The sequence below is a fragment of the Kluyvera sp. 1366 genome (assembly GCF_054823405.1).
Window position 1 is genome coordinate 83,325 of record NZ_JBTRDW010000011.1, and the last position, 15,090, is coordinate 98,414.

14 protein-coding genes are annotated in these 15,090 nt (G+C 54.5%); 10 read left to right on the top strand and 4 right to left on the bottom strand.

Going from position 1 to position 15,090, the window contains the following annotated elements:
- Positions 1-23 precede the first annotated feature (23 nt).
- From dnaB to ACVLVH_RS21475, 7 genes are all read left to right on the top strand, one after another.
- Entirely contained in the window at positions 24-1,430 is a 1,407-nt protein-coding gene (gene dnaB / locus ACVLVH_RS21445; RefSeq protein WP_101763062.1) for a replicative DNA helicase, read from the top strand.
- Positions 1,431-1,558: 128 nt separating this feature from the next.
- Positions 1,559-2,050 (top strand): Lrp/AsnC family transcriptional regulator, encoded by a 492-nt coding sequence (locus ACVLVH_RS21450; protein WP_097095220.1) that lies wholly within the window; start codon positions 1,559-1,561, stop codon positions 2,048-2,050.
- 228 nt (positions 2,051-2,278) lie between these two features.
- A complete protein-coding gene (locus tag ACVLVH_RS21455) occupies positions 2,279-2,893 on the top strand; it encodes a YitT family protein (protein ID WP_008109953.1) in 615 nt (204 codons plus the stop codon).
- A gap of 48 nt (positions 2,894-2,941) precedes the next feature.
- On the top strand, positions 2,942-4,135 hold the full coding sequence (locus ACVLVH_RS21460) for an amino acid aminotransferase (protein ID WP_101763128.1): 1,194 nt from the start codon (positions 2,942-2,944) through the stop codon (positions 4,133-4,135).
- A 190-nt stretch (positions 4,136-4,325) separates the two neighbouring features.
- The gene (locus tag ACVLVH_RS21465) at positions 4,326-5,861 is read left to right on the top strand and encodes a catalase (RefSeq protein ID WP_498950026.1); all 1,536 of its coding nucleotides are present in this window, start codon (positions 4,326-4,328) and stop codon (positions 5,859-5,861) included.
- 108 nt (positions 5,862-5,969) lie between these two features.
- On the top strand, positions 5,970-6,386 hold the full coding sequence (locus tag ACVLVH_RS21470) for a secondary thiamine-phosphate synthase enzyme YjbQ (protein WP_061718371.1): 417 nt from the start codon (positions 5,970-5,972) through the stop codon (positions 6,384-6,386).
- 3 nt (positions 6,387-6,389) lie between these two features.
- A complete protein-coding gene (locus tag ACVLVH_RS21475) occupies positions 6,390-6,740 on the top strand; it encodes an MmcQ/YjbR family DNA-binding protein (protein WP_101763060.1) in 351 nt (116 codons plus the stop codon).
- A gap of 6 nt (positions 6,741-6,746) precedes the next feature.
- On the opposite strand, the gene ACVLVH_RS21480 is transcribed toward ACVLVH_RS21475, so the two are convergent.
- Both ACVLVH_RS21480 and uvrA read right to left on the bottom strand, forming a co-directional pair.
- Positions 6,747-7,811 carry an NAD(P)-dependent alcohol dehydrogenase gene (locus ACVLVH_RS21480; RefSeq protein ID WP_137384967.1) on the bottom strand — a complete coding sequence of 355 codons (1,065 nt, stop codon included), beginning with the start codon at positions 7,809-7,811 and terminating at the stop codon, positions 6,747-6,749.
- A 218-nt stretch (positions 7,812-8,029) separates the two neighbouring features.
- Complete coding sequence (uvrA, locus tag ACVLVH_RS21485) at positions 8,030-10,858, bottom strand: excinuclease ABC subunit UvrA (protein WP_101763058.1); 2,829 nt, start codon at positions 10,856-10,858, stop codon at positions 8,030-8,032.
- A 222-nt stretch (positions 10,859-11,080) separates the two neighbouring features.
- Between uvrA and ssb1 the strand changes: the two genes are divergently transcribed.
- Positions 11,081-11,635: a single-stranded DNA-binding protein SSB1 gene (gene ssb1 / locus ACVLVH_RS21490; protein WP_061718369.1), complete on the top strand. Its 555-nt coding sequence runs from the start codon at positions 11,081-11,083 to the stop codon at positions 11,633-11,635.
- Between the two features lie 385 nt (positions 11,636-12,020).
- On the opposite strand, the gene ACVLVH_RS21495 is transcribed toward ssb1, so the two are convergent.
- Entirely contained in the window at positions 12,021-12,287 is a 267-nt protein-coding gene (locus ACVLVH_RS21495) for an antitoxin Xre/MbcA/ParS toxin-binding domain-containing protein (protein WP_137384968.1), read from the bottom strand.
- Between the two features lie 70 nt (positions 12,288-12,357).
- Positions 12,358-12,885, bottom strand: a complete 528-nt coding sequence (locus ACVLVH_RS21500; protein ID WP_192235999.1) for an isochorismatase family protein — start codon at positions 12,883-12,885, stop codon at positions 12,358-12,360.
- 121 nt (positions 12,886-13,006) lie between these two features.
- Between ACVLVH_RS21500 and ACVLVH_RS21505 the strand changes: the two genes are divergently transcribed.
- Complete coding sequence (locus ACVLVH_RS21505; RefSeq protein ID WP_192412671.1) at positions 13,007-13,837, top strand: AraC family transcriptional regulator; 831 nt, start codon at positions 13,007-13,009, stop codon at positions 13,835-13,837.
- 72 nt (positions 13,838-13,909) lie between these two features.
- On the top strand, positions 13,910-14,863 hold the full coding sequence (locus ACVLVH_RS21510) for a DMT family transporter (protein ID WP_137384971.1): 954 nt from the start codon (positions 13,910-13,912) through the stop codon (positions 14,861-14,863).
- Positions 14,864-15,090 lie beyond the last annotated feature (227 nt).

Genomic DNA, 15,090 nt, shown 5'->3' on the forward strand with positions numbered 1-15,090 from the left:
TCACGATCGGTAATGCATTCACTATGGCAGGAAATAAACCCACCAACAAATCGAACGAACCCCGCGATCGGCAGCTGGAAGGCGTGAAAATGCCGCCGCATTCCATAGAAGCGGAGCAGTCGGTGCTCGGTGGGTTGATGCTGGATAACCAGCGCTGGGACAACGTTTCTGAACGCGTCGTCGCCAGTGATTTCTTCAACCGCTCGCACCGTCTGATTTTCACGGAAATGCAGCGTTTGCTGGAAGCTGGCCAGCCGATCGACCTGATTACGCTCTCTGAATCGCTGGAAACACTAGGCGAATTAGAGATGGCCGGCGGCTTCGCCTATCTGGCCGAGCTGGCAAAAAATACGCCAAGTGCCGCGAACATTGGTGCTTATGCCGATATCGTGCGTGAACGTGCGGTAGTGCGCGAAATGATTTCTGTGGCGAACCAAATCGCCGATGCCGGTTACGATCCGCAAGGACGGAGCAGTGAAGATCTGCTCGACTTTGCTGAATCGAACGTTTTCAAAATTGCTGAACAGCGCGCTAATAAAGATCAGGGCCCGCAGAATATCGAGCAGATTCTGGAAGCCACGGTATCGCGCATTGAGTCGCTGGTCTCAACGCCACACGACGGCGTCACCGGCGTCGACACCGGCTATCAGGATTTGAACAAAAAAACCGCCGGTTTACAGGGCTCGGATCTGATCATTGTCGCGGCGCGTCCTTCGATGGGTAAAACCACCTTCGCCATGAATTTGTGCGAAAACGCCGCGATGCTGCAGGACAAGCCGGTGTTGATTTTCAGCCTGGAGATGCCCAGCGAGCAGCTGATGATGCGTATGCTGGCGTCGCTGTCGCGCGTGGATCAGACGCGCATTCGTACCGGTCAGCTGGAAGATGAAGATTGGGCGCGCATTTCCGCCACTATGGGGATTTTGCTTGAGAAGAAGAACATGTTTATCGATGACTCTTCTGGCCTGACGCCCACCGAAGTGCGCTCACGCGCGCGCCGCATCTTCCGTGAAAACGGCGGGTTGAGCCTGATCATGATCGACTACCTGCAGCTGATGCGCGTGCCTGCGCTGTCGGACAACCGTACGCTGGAGATCGCTGAAATCTCGCGCTCGCTCAAAGCGCTGGCGAAAGAGCTGAATGTGCCGGTGGTGGCGCTGTCGCAGCTGAACCGCTCACTGGAACAACGTGCGGATAAGCGCCCAGTGAACTCGGATCTGCGTGAATCAGGTTCGATCGAGCAGGATGCCGACTTGATCATGTTCATCTACCGTGACGAGGTGTATCACGAAAACAGCGATCTCAAAGGCATCGCCGAGATCATCCTGGGTAAGCAGCGTAACGGCCCGATCGGTACGGTACGCTTGACCTTTAATGGCCAATGGTCGCGCTTTGATAACTACGCTGGCCCGCAATACGACGACGAATAACCCTTTCATTCCGGATGCATGCACGTTTTGTGCATGCATTTCACGTCATCAGAAAATAGTGTTGGACAACCCCGGCTTTAATCAGGTTATCTGTAGCAAAGCGCCCCTTATTACGCTGTGGAAACAGAATGACTCAGGTAGACGATCACGACCTTAAGATATTGACATTATTACAATCTAACGGACGCCTCACCAACCAGGAACTCAGTGATTTAGTCGGACTTTCGGCGTCGCAATGTTCACGCCGCCGCATCAATCTTGAGCAGGCCAATCTCATTCTCGGCTATCACGCACGCCTCTCGCCCGACGCGGTGGGCCTTGGCATGGTGGGATTGATTGAAGTGCGATTGAAAAACCATACGCCGGATTATGAAGAGAGTTTCCATCGCATGGTGGAAGAAGAAGCCGCGATTGTTGATGCGTTCAAAACCACCGGCGATGCCGATTATCTGCTGAAAGTGGCGGTAGCCGATCTGGCTTCACTGAGCGCGCTGATCAGCCAGTTAGTGGCTGGCCATCAAAGCGTGGCGCACGTGAAAACCTCCGTGGTATTGAGCCGTTTGAAAGAGAACGGTTTGATGATCATCCCACAGCACAAAACGCGCCAAAAAAGTGCGTGACGTGCTAATCTGGTGCAATTATTGCCTTAATAATGCAAAAAACGCGCACCAGAAAACAGATTTGTGCATGGGTTGATGGTTTAAGTCTCAACTGATGCACAAAAACCTGCAATAAAGCGCCTTAGTTATCAATTGGATAATCACTGGCACCCATCGGCGGCGAGCATACGCCGCCGATGTGGTGCGTTTTTTGCATTTGAACCGCATCATTTGCAATGAGATTAACCCATGGATAACGTTGTTCAACCCACTAAAGTTCCGCATTCGCTGATTGAAGATGCGCTGGCGATAGTCCTCGGCACGCTAATGGTCTCTTTCGGCGTCATTATGCTGAAACAGGCGGGCGCACTCACCGGCAGTTCTGCCGGTATTGCCTTCTTAATCAGCTATTTGTCACCGCTCTCCTTCGGTAGCGCCTTCTTCCTGATCAACCTGCCCTTTTACTGGCTCGCCGTGCGGCGCATGGGCTGGGAATTTACCCTGAAAACCTTCTGCGCGGTTGGTCTGGTGTCGCTGTTCACCCATCTGCATCCACTGTTTGTGCATTTTTCTGCGCTAAATCCGTTTTATGCGACACTGTTCGGTAACGTGGTGATGGGCATTGGGTTTATAGTGTTGTTCCGTCACAAAGCCAGCCTCGGCGGTATTAATATTTTGGCGCTCTGGCTGCAGGACCGCATCGGTCTGCGTGCCGGAAAACTGCAAATGGCGGTTGATACCTGCGTGGTATTAGCGTCGCTGTTTGTGGTGTCGTTACCGATGCTGTTTGCTTCAATCGCGGGCGCGGTGATCCTCAATCTCATCATCGCAATGAATCATCGTCCCGGCCGTTACATGGTTTGATGACGCATCTTTACCTCATATTTATGACCAATCATGGAGATCTGCACCGTGTTTCAAAACGTTGATGCCTATGCCGGCGATCCGATTCTGTCGTTGATGGAAACCTTCAAACAAGATCCGCGCGATAACAAAGTAAACCTAAGCATTGGTCTCTATTACAACGAAGCGGGCATCATTCCTCAGCTGCAGGCGGTCGCCGCAGCAGAAGAGCGCCTGCAGGCGCAGCCGCATCAGGCGTCGCTGTATCTGCCGATGGAAGGTCTGAACGCTTACCGTAACGCCATTGCGCCGCTGCTGTTCGGTAAACAACATCCGATGCTGCAAGCGGGCCGCATTGCGTCCATCCAGACGTTGGGCGGCTCAGGCGCGCTGAAAGTCGGTGCTGATTTCCTCAAGCGTTACTTCCCGGCGTCCAACGTGTGGGTGAGCGATCCGACGTGGGAAAACCACGTCGCAATCTTCAACGGTGCCGGTTTCGAGGTGAATACCTATCCGTGGTATGACGCGGAAACCAACGGCGTGAAGTTTGATGCGTTCATCGCCAAACTGAAAACCTTGCCGAAGCAATCCATCGTGCTGCTGCACCCGTGCTGCCATAACCCAACCGGCGCCGATCTCACCAACGCACAGTGGGATGAAACCACCGAAGTACTGAAAGCGCAGGAGCTGATTCCGTTCCTCGATATCGCTTATCAGGGCTTTGGCGCGGGCATGGAAGCGGATGCTTATGCGATTCGCGCGATTGCGGCAGCGGGTCTGCCTGCGCTGGTCAGCAACTCGTTCTCCAAGATTTTCTCGCTATACGGCGAGCGCGTTGGCGGCCTGTCTATTGTCTGCGATAGCGCGGAAGAGTCCGCTCGTGTGCTGGGCCAGCTGAAAGCCACCGTGCGCCGCAATTACTCCAGCCCGCCAAACTTCGGTGCGCAGGTGGTTTCCTGCGTGCTGAACGACGAAGCGCTGCTCAACAACTGGCTGGCAGAAGTCGAAGCGATGCGTCTGCGCATCATCGACATGCGTCAGGCATTGGTTGAAGTATTGAGTACCAAACTGCCGGGACAAAACTTTGATTACCTGCTGAAACAGCGTGGCATGTTCAGCTATACCGGCTTGAGCGCGCAGCAGGTTGACCGTCTGCGTGATGAGTTTGGCGTGTATCTGATCGCCAGCGGCCGCATGTGCGTTGCCGGCCTGAACAGCCGTAACGTCAACCAGGTTGCTGAGGCGTTTGCTGCGGTGATGTAACTTCACTGCGACGGCGCGCCACAAAAAACCGCCAACATGGTTTGGCGGTTTTTTATTTATAACTTTTTTTAACTATAAACCGGACTGGTCTCGTTAGCGCTTCTCCCCATGAGTGTAAATATCCTCCAGCCTGAAACGGCGCGAGAGCGGCAATGTAGTCGCATATTTAAACTCACAAGGAAGCACGCTTATGACCCGGACCGCTTACTCTTTTGCAGTCAAACCCCTCGCTTGTGTATTAGCCTTAGCCTTTTCCCTTCCGGTTTACAGCACCGCTTTAACGCGTGATAACGGCGCACCCGTCGGCGATAACCAGAACTCACAAACCGCAGGCGAAAATGGCGCAGTGTTACTGCAAGATGTGCAGCTGATCCAAAAGCTGCAACGCTTTGACCGAGAACGCATCCCAGAGCGCGTGGTACATGCACGCGGTACCGGCGCGCACGGCGAGTTCCGCGCCAGCAAAGATATTAGCGACTTAACCATTGCCGAAGTCTTTAAACCAGGCAGCGTGACGCCAGTATTTGTGCGCTTCTCATCCGTGGTGCACAGCAAACATTCACCGGAAACGCTGCGCGATCCACGCGGTTTTGCCACCAAGTTTTACACCAGCCAGGGCAACTGGGATTTAGTGGGTAACAACCTGCCGGTATTCTTCATCCGCGACGCGATTAAATTCCCGGACATGGTGCATGCCTTTAAGCCTGATCCACGCACCAATCTTGGCAACGACGCGCGCACCTTTGATTTCTTCTCTCACGTACCGGAAGCCACGCACGGCCTGACCATGCTGTTCTCCAACATGGGGACGCCAGCAAACTATCGCCAGATGGATGGCAACAGCGTGCACGCCTATAAGTTCGTCAACGCCAAAGGTGAAGTGCACTACGTGAAATTCCACTGGAAAACCCTGCAGGGCGAGAAAAATCTCGATCCAGGCGAAGTGGCGGCTATTCAGAGCAGCACTTTCAGCCACATGACAGAAGATTTAGTGGCATCGATCAACAACAAAGACTTCCCGAAATGGGATCTCTATATTCAAACCATCAAAGCCAGCGATCTGGATAAGTTCGACTTCAACCCGCTGGACGCTACCAAAATCTGGCCGGGTATCGCAGAAGTGAAAGTCGGCCAGATGGAATTGAACCGCAACGTGGATAATTTCTTCCAGGAAACCGAGCAGGTGGCGATGGCGCCATCGAATCTGGTTCCGGGCATTGAGCCATCGGAAGATCGCTTGCTGCAAGGTCGTTTGTTCTCTTACGCCGATACCCAGATGCACCGTTTGGGCGCCAATGGCCTGACGTTGCCGATCAACGCGCCGCGCGTGCCGGTGAGCAACGGTAATCAGGACGGCGCAATGAACAGCGGCAAGGCTGACGATCATGGCGTCAACTATCAGCCAAGCCGTGTCTATCCACGCGAAGAGCCGCAGAGCGCCCGATACAGCCACAGCCCGCTGAGCGGCACCACGCAGCAGGCGATGATTGCTAAAACGCAGAACTTTAAGCAGGCGGGCGATCTGTATCGTTCCTTCAATGACAAAGAGAAAACCGATCTGATCAATTCTCTGGGTGGCGCGCTGAAAGGTGTGGATGTGCAGAGCCGCGCCATTATGTTGTCGTACTTCTACAAGGCTGATAAAGAGTATGGCGAACGTCTGGCTGCGATCACTAAAGATGATGTGGGCAGCATCAAAACCATGGCCGCTAAGCTGAGCGACTAACCTTCAGTCGGCAGAGTTCACGCTCTGCCGTTTTTTCCTCTCTTCAGGGTTTACCTTTCGCCGACATGCTGCACACTTAAACGGTGTAATTACTTTTAGGATTCTGGCATGTGGCATCAACAAACGCTTACGCTTGGCGCCAAAGCGCGCGGCTTTCATCTGATCACCGACGAGATTGTCGGCCAGCTTCATGGCTTATCCGATGTGCGCGTCGGCCAACTGCATCTGCTGCTGCAACACACCTCGGCGTCGTTAACGCTTAATGAGAATTGCGATCCCACCGTGCGCAGCGATATGGAGCAGCATTTCTTACGCCATGTTCCGGAAAGTGCGCCTTATCAGCACGATTACGAAGGGGCTGACGACATGCCGGCACACATCAAATCGTCACTGCTCGGCGTTTCGCTGCTGATTCCGGTTAACCGCGGTCGTCTGATGTTAGGTACGTGGCAGGGAATCTGGTTGGGTGAACATCGGGTGCAGGGCGGTGCGCGGCGTATCGTGGCAACCTTACAAGGGGAATAAAAGATGAATACTTCGGATTTACTGACGTACTGCATGAGCAAGCCGGGCGCGGAGCAAAGCTTTAAAGAGTGCTGGCAGGCGACGCAGATTAAAAGTGAAGGTGTGCTGTTTGCCATGCTTTATGAGGTAAAAGGGCGTCCGGCCTTGTCGCTGAAAGCCACGCCTGCGCTAGCGGAATTGTTACGTGAGGAGCACAACGATGTGTTTCCCAGCGAACATTTAAATAAGTCGCACTGGAGCACGCTGTGGCTGGATGGTTCGCTAAAAGATTCGCAGATTTACTATCTGGTGGATGCTTCCTGGCAACAGGCTGACGCCACGCGCGCGGCGGGCGTCAACCATGATGAACACTGAGGCGAATTAAGCCGCAGATTCCTCACGCAGGGTATTAATATCAATCACGAAGCGGTATTTCACGTCGCTTTTCAGCATACGTTCGTAGGCTTCGTTGATTTGATTCATCGCGATCAGTTCGATATCTGAAGTGATACCGTGCTTGCCGCAGAAATCCAGCATTTCCTGGGTTTCCGCGATGCCGCCAATCAGTGAACCGGCGATGCTGCGACGTTTGAAGATCAGGTTGAAGACCTGCGGTGCCGGGTGATCGTGCTCCGGCGCGCCGACCAGCGTCATGTTGCCATCACGCTTCAGCAGGGCGATGAACGGGTTGAGATCGTGCTGCGCTGCAACGGTGTTCAGGATGAAGTCGAAGCTGTTGGTGTGTGCGGCCATTTGGTCGGCATCTTTCGAGATCACCACTTCATCAGCGCCCAGACGTTTACCATCTTCAATTTTTGACGGTGACGTGGTGAACAGCACCACATGTGCGCCCATCGCATGAGCTAGCTTCACGCCCATGTGACCAAGGCCGCCCAAACCGACGATACCGACTTTTTTACCCGGACCGACATTCCAGTGGCGCAGCGGTGAGTAAGTGGTGATACCGGCACACAGCAGTGGCGCAACGCCCGCCAGATCGAGATTTTCTGGTACGCGCAGCACGAAGCTTTCATCTACTACCATGCTGGTGGAGTAACCGCCGTAAGTGATTGCGCCGGTTTCACGGTCTTCGCCGTTATAGGTGCCAACGAAGCCATTTTCGCAATACTGCTCCAGCCCTTCCTGACAGCTTGGACAGCTGCGGCAGGAATCAACCATACAACCAACACCGACCAAATCGCCCACTTTGTAGTTGTGGGTGTGAGCGCCAACGGCCGTCACGCGACCGACAATCTCATGGCCAGGCACCACAGGAAAAATGGTGTTGCGCCATTCGTTGCGCGCGGTATGCAGGTCCGAGTGGCAGACGCCGCAGTACAACACTTCAATCTGCACATCATGAGCGCGCAGTTCGCGTGGCTTAAAATCGAACGGGGCGAGTTTTGCTTTCGCGTCCTGTGCGGCATAGGCATGCGTAATATTCATGGTGTCTCCAGTAGGATGTGTCGTGATTTCTATGCGGGATCCCGTTCAGCGTACTGAAGGGATAAAGGGCGTAAGGGACGCCAAAAGGAACGTTGTAAGGATAGTCAGCAGGGGGGAATGCGTATATGCCTGAAGTTGTCTGATTCTTGCCTGTTCCTGCATTTCGTTGCGGAATCCGACAGAAAAAACAGGCCCGCAATGGCGGGCCTGAGAGAAATTTACTTCTTCAACATTGGCTTAAGGAAACGCGCCGTGTGTGATTTTTCACACTCCGCCACCGTTTCTGGCGTGCCGGACACCAGGATTTCACCGCCGCCGCTGCCGCCTTCCGGGCCGAGATCGACAATCCAGTCTGCGGTTTTCACCACGTCGAGGTTGTGCTCAATCACCACGATGGTGTTGCCCTGATCGCGCAGCTGATGCAGCACTTCCAGTAACTGCTGAATATCCGCAAAGTGCAGGCCGGTGGTCGGCTCATCGAGGATATAGAGCGTCTGGCCGGTGCCGCGTTTTGACAGCTCACGCGCCAGCTTGACGCGCTGCGCTTCACCACCAGAAAGCGTGGTAGCTGACTGGCCCAGACGGATATACGACAGGCCGACATCGACCAGCGTTTGCAGCTTACGCGCCAGCGCTGGCACCGCATCAAAAAATTCGCGGGCTTCTTCGATGGTCATATCCAGCACTTCGTGGATGCTCTTGCCTTTGTATTTAATCTCCAGCGTTTCACGGTTATAGCGTTTGCCTTTGCACTGGTCGCACGGCACGTAGATGTCGGGCAGAAAGTGCATCTCTACCTTGATCACGCCGTCACCCTGACAGGCTTCGCAGCGTCCGCCGCGCACGTTGAAGCTGAAGCGCCCCGGATTGTAGCCGCGTGAACGCGCTTCCGGCACGCCGGCGAACAGTTCACGCACCGGAGTGAAAATGCCGGTGTAGGTCGCGGGATTCGAACGCGGTGTGCGACCGATCGGGCTCTGATCGATATCGATCACTTTATCGAAATGCTCCAGACCGGCGATCTCACGATAAGGCGCGGCTTCGATGGTGGTCGCGCCGTTGAGCTGGCGCTGCGCAATCGGGAACAGCGTATCGTTGATCAGCGTCGATTTACCCGATCCGGACACGCCGGTGATGCAGGTAAATAAGCCGACCGGAATCGTCAGCGTGACATCTTTGAGGTTGTTACCGCGCGCACCGGTGAGTTTCAGCACTTTGGCTGGATCGCCTTTGACGCGCTCTTGGGGAATCGCAATCTCGCGTTTGCCGCTAAGGAACTGGCCGGTCAGGGAATTTTCATTCGCCATGATCGCGTGCACATCACCTTCGGCAACCACCTGACCACCGTGCACGCCCGCGCCTGGGCCGATATCGATCACATGGTCAGCGGCACGAATCGCATCTTCATCGTGCTCCACCACAATCACCGTGTTACCGAGATCGCGCAGGTGAATCAGCGTGCCAAGCAGGCGTTCGTTGTCGCGCTGGTGAAGGCCGATTGAGGGTTCATCCAGCACGTACATCACGCCGACCAAACCGGCACCAATCTGGCTGGCCAGACGAATACGCTGCGCTTCACCGCCGGAGAGCGTTTCCGCCGAGCGTGACATCGACAGGTAATTCAGGCCGACATTCACCAGGAAGCTCAGGCGATCGCCAATCTCCTTCAGGATTTTTTCCGCAATCTGCGCACGCTGGCCGCTCAGCTTCATGTTGGCGAAGAAATCCATCGCATGACCGATGCTCATTTCTGAGATGGTCGGCAGGTTGGTGTCTTCAACAAAAACATGACGCGCTTCACGACGCAGACGCGTACCTTCACAGCTGGCGCAGGCACGGTTGCTGATAAATTTCGCCAGCTCTTCGCGCACCGCGTTGGATTCCGTCTCTTTATAACGGCGCTCCATGTTGTGCAGCACGCCTTCAAACGGATGGCGGCGCACTGAGGTGTCACCGCGATCGTTGATGTATTTGAATTCGATATTCTCTTTGCCGGAACCGTACAGAATCACTTCGCGCGCTTTGTCGCTCAGGCTGTTAAACGGAGCTTCAACATCGAATTGCAGATGCTCTGCCAGCGAGCGCAGCATCTGGAAGTAGTAGAAGTTACGGCGATCCCAGCCGCGGATGGCGCCTCCGGCCAGCGACAGCTCGGGGTTCTGCACCACTCGATCGGGATCAAAATATTGCTGCACGCCCAGGCCATCGCAGGTCGGGCAGGCGCCGGCCGGGTTGTTGAACGAGAACAGGCGCGGTTCGAGTTCACGCATGCTGTAGCCACAGATTGGGCAGGCAAAGTTGGCCGAGAACAGCATCTCTTCGGCGCTGGTATCGTCCATATCGGCGACGATCGCGGTGCCACCGCTCAGTTCCAGCGTGGTCTCAAAGGATTCGGCCAGACGCGTTGCCAGATCCTCGCGCACGCGGAAGCGGTCAATCACCACTTCGATGGTGTGCTTCTTCTGTAACTCCAGCTTCGGTGGATCCGACAGATCGCACACTTCACCATCGATACGCGCACGGATATAGCCCTGCGCGGCGAGGTTTTCCAGCGTTTTGGTGTGTTCGCCTTTGCGATCTTTCACCACCGGTGCCAGCAGCATCAGACGACGGCCTTCTTCCTGCGACAGCACCTGATCGACCATCTGACTCACGGTTTGCGCTGCCAGAGGAACGTCATGATCCGGACAGCGCGGTTCACCCACGCGCGCGAACAGCAGGCGCAGGTAGTCGTGAATTTCGGTAATGGTGCCGACAGTGGAACGCGGGTTATGCGAAGTCGATTTCTGCTCAATGGAGATGGCGGGCGAAAGACCTTCAATATGGTCAACGTCCGGTTTCTCCATTAATGAAAGAAACTGGCGCGCATAGGCCGAAAGCGACTCGACATAGCGACGCTGGCCTTCCGCATACAGCGTATCAAACGCCAGCGAAGACTTACCGGAACCTGACAGACCGGTGACCACAATGAGCTTATCGCGAGGGATGATCAGGTTGATGTTCTTCAAATTATGGGTGCGAGCACCGCGGACTTCGATCTTATCCATTCACCTTTCCCGGATTGAACAACACTCGCCATGCCTTGCCAGCACGACCAGCAGAAACGGTCCATTATGGCACAAAAAATAAACTGAATAAATATCCAGTGTTTTTGCTATTCTGTCCGCCGATAAATTTTGGAATCCCGCTCTAAAGTGGGCACACGCCAATGTGACGTGATACAATTTTTCACTTAGACTTTTAGCATCAACTCATCGGGAGACAGCAACATGGCCAGTCGTGGCGTAAACAAAGTGATTCTAGTCGGGAATCTGGGTCAGGATCCGGAAGTGCGCTACATGCCAAATGGTGGCGCGGTAGCCAACATTACGCTGGCCACGTCAGAAAGCTGGCGCGATAAGACAACCGGTGAAAACAAAGAGATCACGGAATGGCACCGCGTTGTGCTGTTCGGCAAGCTGGCGGAAGTGGCTGGCGAATACCTGCGTAAAGGTTCTCAGGTTTACATCGAAGGTCAGCTGCGTACCCGCAAATGGACCGATCAAGCCGGCCAGGAAAAATACACCACTGAAGTGGTGGTTAACGTTGGCGGCACCATGCAGATGCTGGGCGGACGTCAGCAGGGCGCGAACGCAGGTGGCGCACCGGCGGGCGGCCAGGGCGGCGGCAATAATAACGGTTGGGGCCAGCCACAGCAGCCACAACAGCAGCCGCAGGGCGGTGGCAACCAGTTCAGCGGCGGTGCGCAGCAGCGTCCACAGCAGCAGAGCGCGCCAGCCAATAACGAACCACCAATGGATTTTGACGACGATATTCCGTTCTGATATTCCGCCTGAGCTATCTCAGGCCGGACGTTATCGAATCCAGAAATGCCATTCCGCGAGGAGTGGCATTTTTTTGTCCTTTGTGCGGGACGCGCAGCTTCTGCTGTTGCTGGGCAGTCCTCGCGCCGCTTACGCGGTGCCTTCAGTTCCAGCATTGTGCCGACGGACCGTTCGGGATCGGGCTTCCTGCCCGGCCCGAACTGACAGCCGCATCCTGCGGCTGTCTCCTGGCCCAACGCTTTCACTTCAGCGCTGCGGATAGCCCTTACGCACCCGCAGAAGCTGCGCGTCCGTCACTATTGTGCAAGTATGGTCAAAGCATGGAGGTGACTACTGAAAATTTTTTAGTTGAAAATACATGTTTAATATATTGATAAATATACCTTTATGTAAATACGCCGTGTTCTAAACGCCCAATCAAGTCCTCAATATCCATTATTCCGTTTTCATTCGTAAATAAAGATAGTGGAGAGATAGATCCCAGAGCTTTCACTGGGCTGTACATCCATTGGTAAGCAGCTTCTTTATTACCACCAAAGAATTGCACTACCGTATTCACTTTCCGGGAAAAACATCTTTGATCCGCAATAATACTGAATCCTGGGCTTCGTTTTTTGAAGTTATCAGGCACTCGAATACATATGACCTTCATGCTCTAGCCTCAGTAGAGAAATAGCTATTTGTATAGCTGACAGCAGCCAAGCACTTCAATAGCAGAACCCTTAATGCGGTCGCCATTCCCGCAATAACGCTTCCGTCTCACGTACCAGCACCGGGTTGCCCGGCATAATCAAATCGGCCCACACTTCGTTGTGCTGATTGATTTGCTGCTGCGCGGAAACATAGGTGCGGTCGGCGGTGGTATGCGCATCGGCGGCGACGGTGATGTGATAGCCGAGGCTGGCGCCGACTTTGATGGTGGTATCGACACAGTAATCAGTCGCGCAGCCGCAAATAACGAAGCTTTTAATACCGCGTTGGTCGAGTTGAGCGGCGAGATCGGTTTGCCAGAAACTGTCGCAGGCGGTTTTATTGACAAAGATGGCGTTGGCCGGCTGCTGCAACTCGGGGACGATGGCCCAGCCTGCTGAATTGACCTCTAAACCTGGGCCAACGTGCTGGATGAAGATCACCTGATCGGCCGCAGCGGTTAACTGATTGATCCGCTCGCAGCGTCCGGCACGATCAAAACGCGGCGATGCCAGCACGCCGTTTTGCATATCCACTACCACAACCACACGATTAGCCATTTTTATCTCCTGTTAAGTCTTGTCAGTGTCCGGTGAACTTGCAACGAGGTAAAGCAAATCCGCTTTGCATTTATCGCCACTGCCGCGCATGCTTATAAGCGATTTATTCCGGAGGTGTGTCGTGAAGGTGGTTCCTGAAATCTTTCCTTGTGAGCAAGATCGTGCGCAGTTTCAGCATTTCGCTGAGCTGCCGGGCATCGAGCTGTATCAGGCGCACATCTCCCGCTACGCTTTTGAACCGCATACCCATGAAGCCTTTGGCATCGGCACTATCGAATCGGGCGCCCAGCGCTTTCGCTATCGCGGCGCCAGTTACACCGCGCCGCAGCATTCGCTGGTGATGATGAATCCTGACGAGCTGCACACCGGTGAATCTGCCTGCGACGAAGGCTGGCGTTATCGCATGATCTATATCGATCCGCAGGAGATGGATCGTCTGACCGGCGATCGTCATTGGTGGTTCACCGATGCTCTGCGCACCGATGCGCGTCTGGCGCAGCCGTTTTCTCAATTGCTGGCGCAGATGTGGCAGGCGGAAACCCCGCTGGAGCGTGAAAGCATTTTGCTCGAACTGCTGGAGTTAATGCGTCCGCTGGCGCGTCAGGGACAGCAGCGACCTGTCGAAGGTGCACATCGCTTTGATGCGGTAAGAGGCTATTTGCGTGAAAATCTCGCCGAACCGGTGCGCCTCGAAGAACTTGCTGCGCTGGCATCACTGTCGCCGTGGCATTTCCTGCGCAGTTTTAAACAACACTTCCACGTCACGCCGCATCAAATGCTGATGGCTTTTCGTCTGTTCGCAGCAAAACAGCAGCTGGCACGCGGCGACAGTGCGGCAACCGTCGCGGCATCGGTTGGTCTTACCGATCAGGCTCATCTCACCCGCGCCTTCGCGCATCGCTACGGCATCACGCCGGGCCGCTATCAAAAACAAGTGTTCCCTTCACGCTAACCGCAATCTGCTACAAGCCTTTAGCCTCCACCTGCGTCACACTGCAGCGGAATGCATATAAAGGAAGAGTTTATGTTTGCTGGAATACTGTTTGCGCTGGCGGCGGGACTGATGTGGGGATTGATCTTTGTGGGCCCGCTGTTAATACCGGATTATCCCGGCACCTTGCAATCGGCCGGCCGCTACGTCGCCTTTGGTTTGGTGGTGTTGCCGCTTGCCTGGCTGGATCGCCGTCGTTTGCGTCAGCTGGCGCGCAAAGACTGGATTGAAGCGCTGAAGCTGTCGCTGATTGGCAATTTGCTCTATTACGCGTTTCTCGCCAGCGCGATTCAACGCACCGGCGCGCCCATTTCTACCATGATTATCGGCACCTTGCCGGTGGTGATTACCGTGACGGCCAATCTCTGTTATGGCCATCTTGAAGGGCGCTTGCCGTGGCGTAAATTGACGCCAGCGTTGCTGATTATTGCTGTGGGCCTGGCTTGCGTGAATGCCGCCGAACTCCAGACGCAAGGCCCCGATTTTGATTGGTCGCGCTATCTCACCGGTTTAGGGTTAGCGGTTCTGGCGGTGGCATGCTGGACATGGTATCCGCTGCGTAATGGTTTATGGTTACGCGCGCATCCCCAGCACAAGCCATCCAGCTGGGCGACGGCACAAGGTTTGGTGACGCTGCCGCTGGCAATAGTGTTCTATCTATTAGTCTGCGTGCAGCTTCACTGGCAGCAACCTGCATTTGCGCTGCCATTCGGGCCGCAGCCGCAACGCTTTCTATTATTAATGTTAGGTATCGGGCTGATTTGCTCATGGTTGGGCACGCTCTGCTGGAATGCGGCCAGCCAACGCGTGCCGACGGTGATCATGGGGCCGCTGATTGTGTTCGAAACCTTAGCCGGTTTGCTGTGGACATTCCTGTGGCGACAAAGCTGGCCGCCGCTGCTAACCGCGCTTGGCATTGGTTGTTTGATTATTGGCGTGATCTACGCGATGCGTATTAAACCCCAGCCGCACATCACTGCGGTATAGGTCATCAAAATCAGCGCTGCTGAAAAATCATTTCGGCAGCGTACTACGCTGTATTTTAAGAATTTGACTAACCCTTTTCACGCGCCTCTTCGCCCATTCAGGCGCTCACTTGGCCATCGATATAACATTTTGGCTAATTGCAGCCCTCTTTTTAGCGCTGATTTGTCATAAAAAGTCATACCGTTTCATCCGGCGTATGAGTGTTTAACCGTATTAAGGCTTACTGA

Excerpts from the sequence above, each read along its gene's own strand:
- dnaB (WP_101763062.1), top strand. The coding sequence starts at position 24 with ATGGCAGGAAATAAACCCACCAACAAATCGAACGAACCCCGCGATCGG.
- ACVLVH_RS21450 (WP_097095220.1), top strand. The coding sequence starts at position 1,559 with ATGACTCAGGTAGACGATCACGACCTTAAGATATTGACATTATTACAA.
- ACVLVH_RS21455 (WP_008109953.1), top strand. The coding sequence starts at position 2,279 with ATGGATAACGTTGTTCAACCCACTAAAGTTCCGCATTCGCTGATTGAA.
- ACVLVH_RS21465 (WP_498950026.1), top strand. The coding sequence starts at position 4,326 with ATGACCCGGACCGCTTACTCTTTTGCAGTCAAACCCCTCGCTTGTGTA.
- ACVLVH_RS21470 (WP_061718371.1), top strand. The coding sequence starts at position 5,970 with ATGTGGCATCAACAAACGCTTACGCTTGGCGCCAAAGCGCGCGGCTTT.
- ACVLVH_RS21475 (WP_101763060.1), top strand. The coding sequence starts at position 6,390 with ATGAATACTTCGGATTTACTGACGTACTGCATGAGCAAGCCGGGCGCG.
- ACVLVH_RS21480 (WP_137384967.1), bottom strand. The coding sequence starts at position 7,811 with ATGAATATTACGCATGCCTATGCCGCACAGGACGCGAAAGCAAAACTC.
- uvrA (WP_101763058.1), bottom strand. The coding sequence starts at position 10,858 with ATGGATAAGATCGAAGTCCGCGGTGCTCGCACCCATAATTTGAAGAAC.
- ssb1 (WP_061718369.1), top strand. The coding sequence starts at position 11,081 with ATGGCCAGTCGTGGCGTAAACAAAGTGATTCTAGTCGGGAATCTGGGT.
- ACVLVH_RS21495 (WP_137384968.1), bottom strand. The coding sequence starts at position 12,287 with ATGAAGGTCATATGTATTCGAGTGCCTGATAACTTCAAAAAACGAAGC.
- ACVLVH_RS21500 (WP_192235999.1), bottom strand. The coding sequence starts at position 12,885 with ATGGCTAATCGTGTGGTTGTGGTAGTGGATATGCAAAACGGCGTGCTG.
- ACVLVH_RS21510 (WP_137384971.1), top strand. The coding sequence starts at position 13,910 with ATGTTTGCTGGAATACTGTTTGCGCTGGCGGCGGGACTGATGTGGGGA.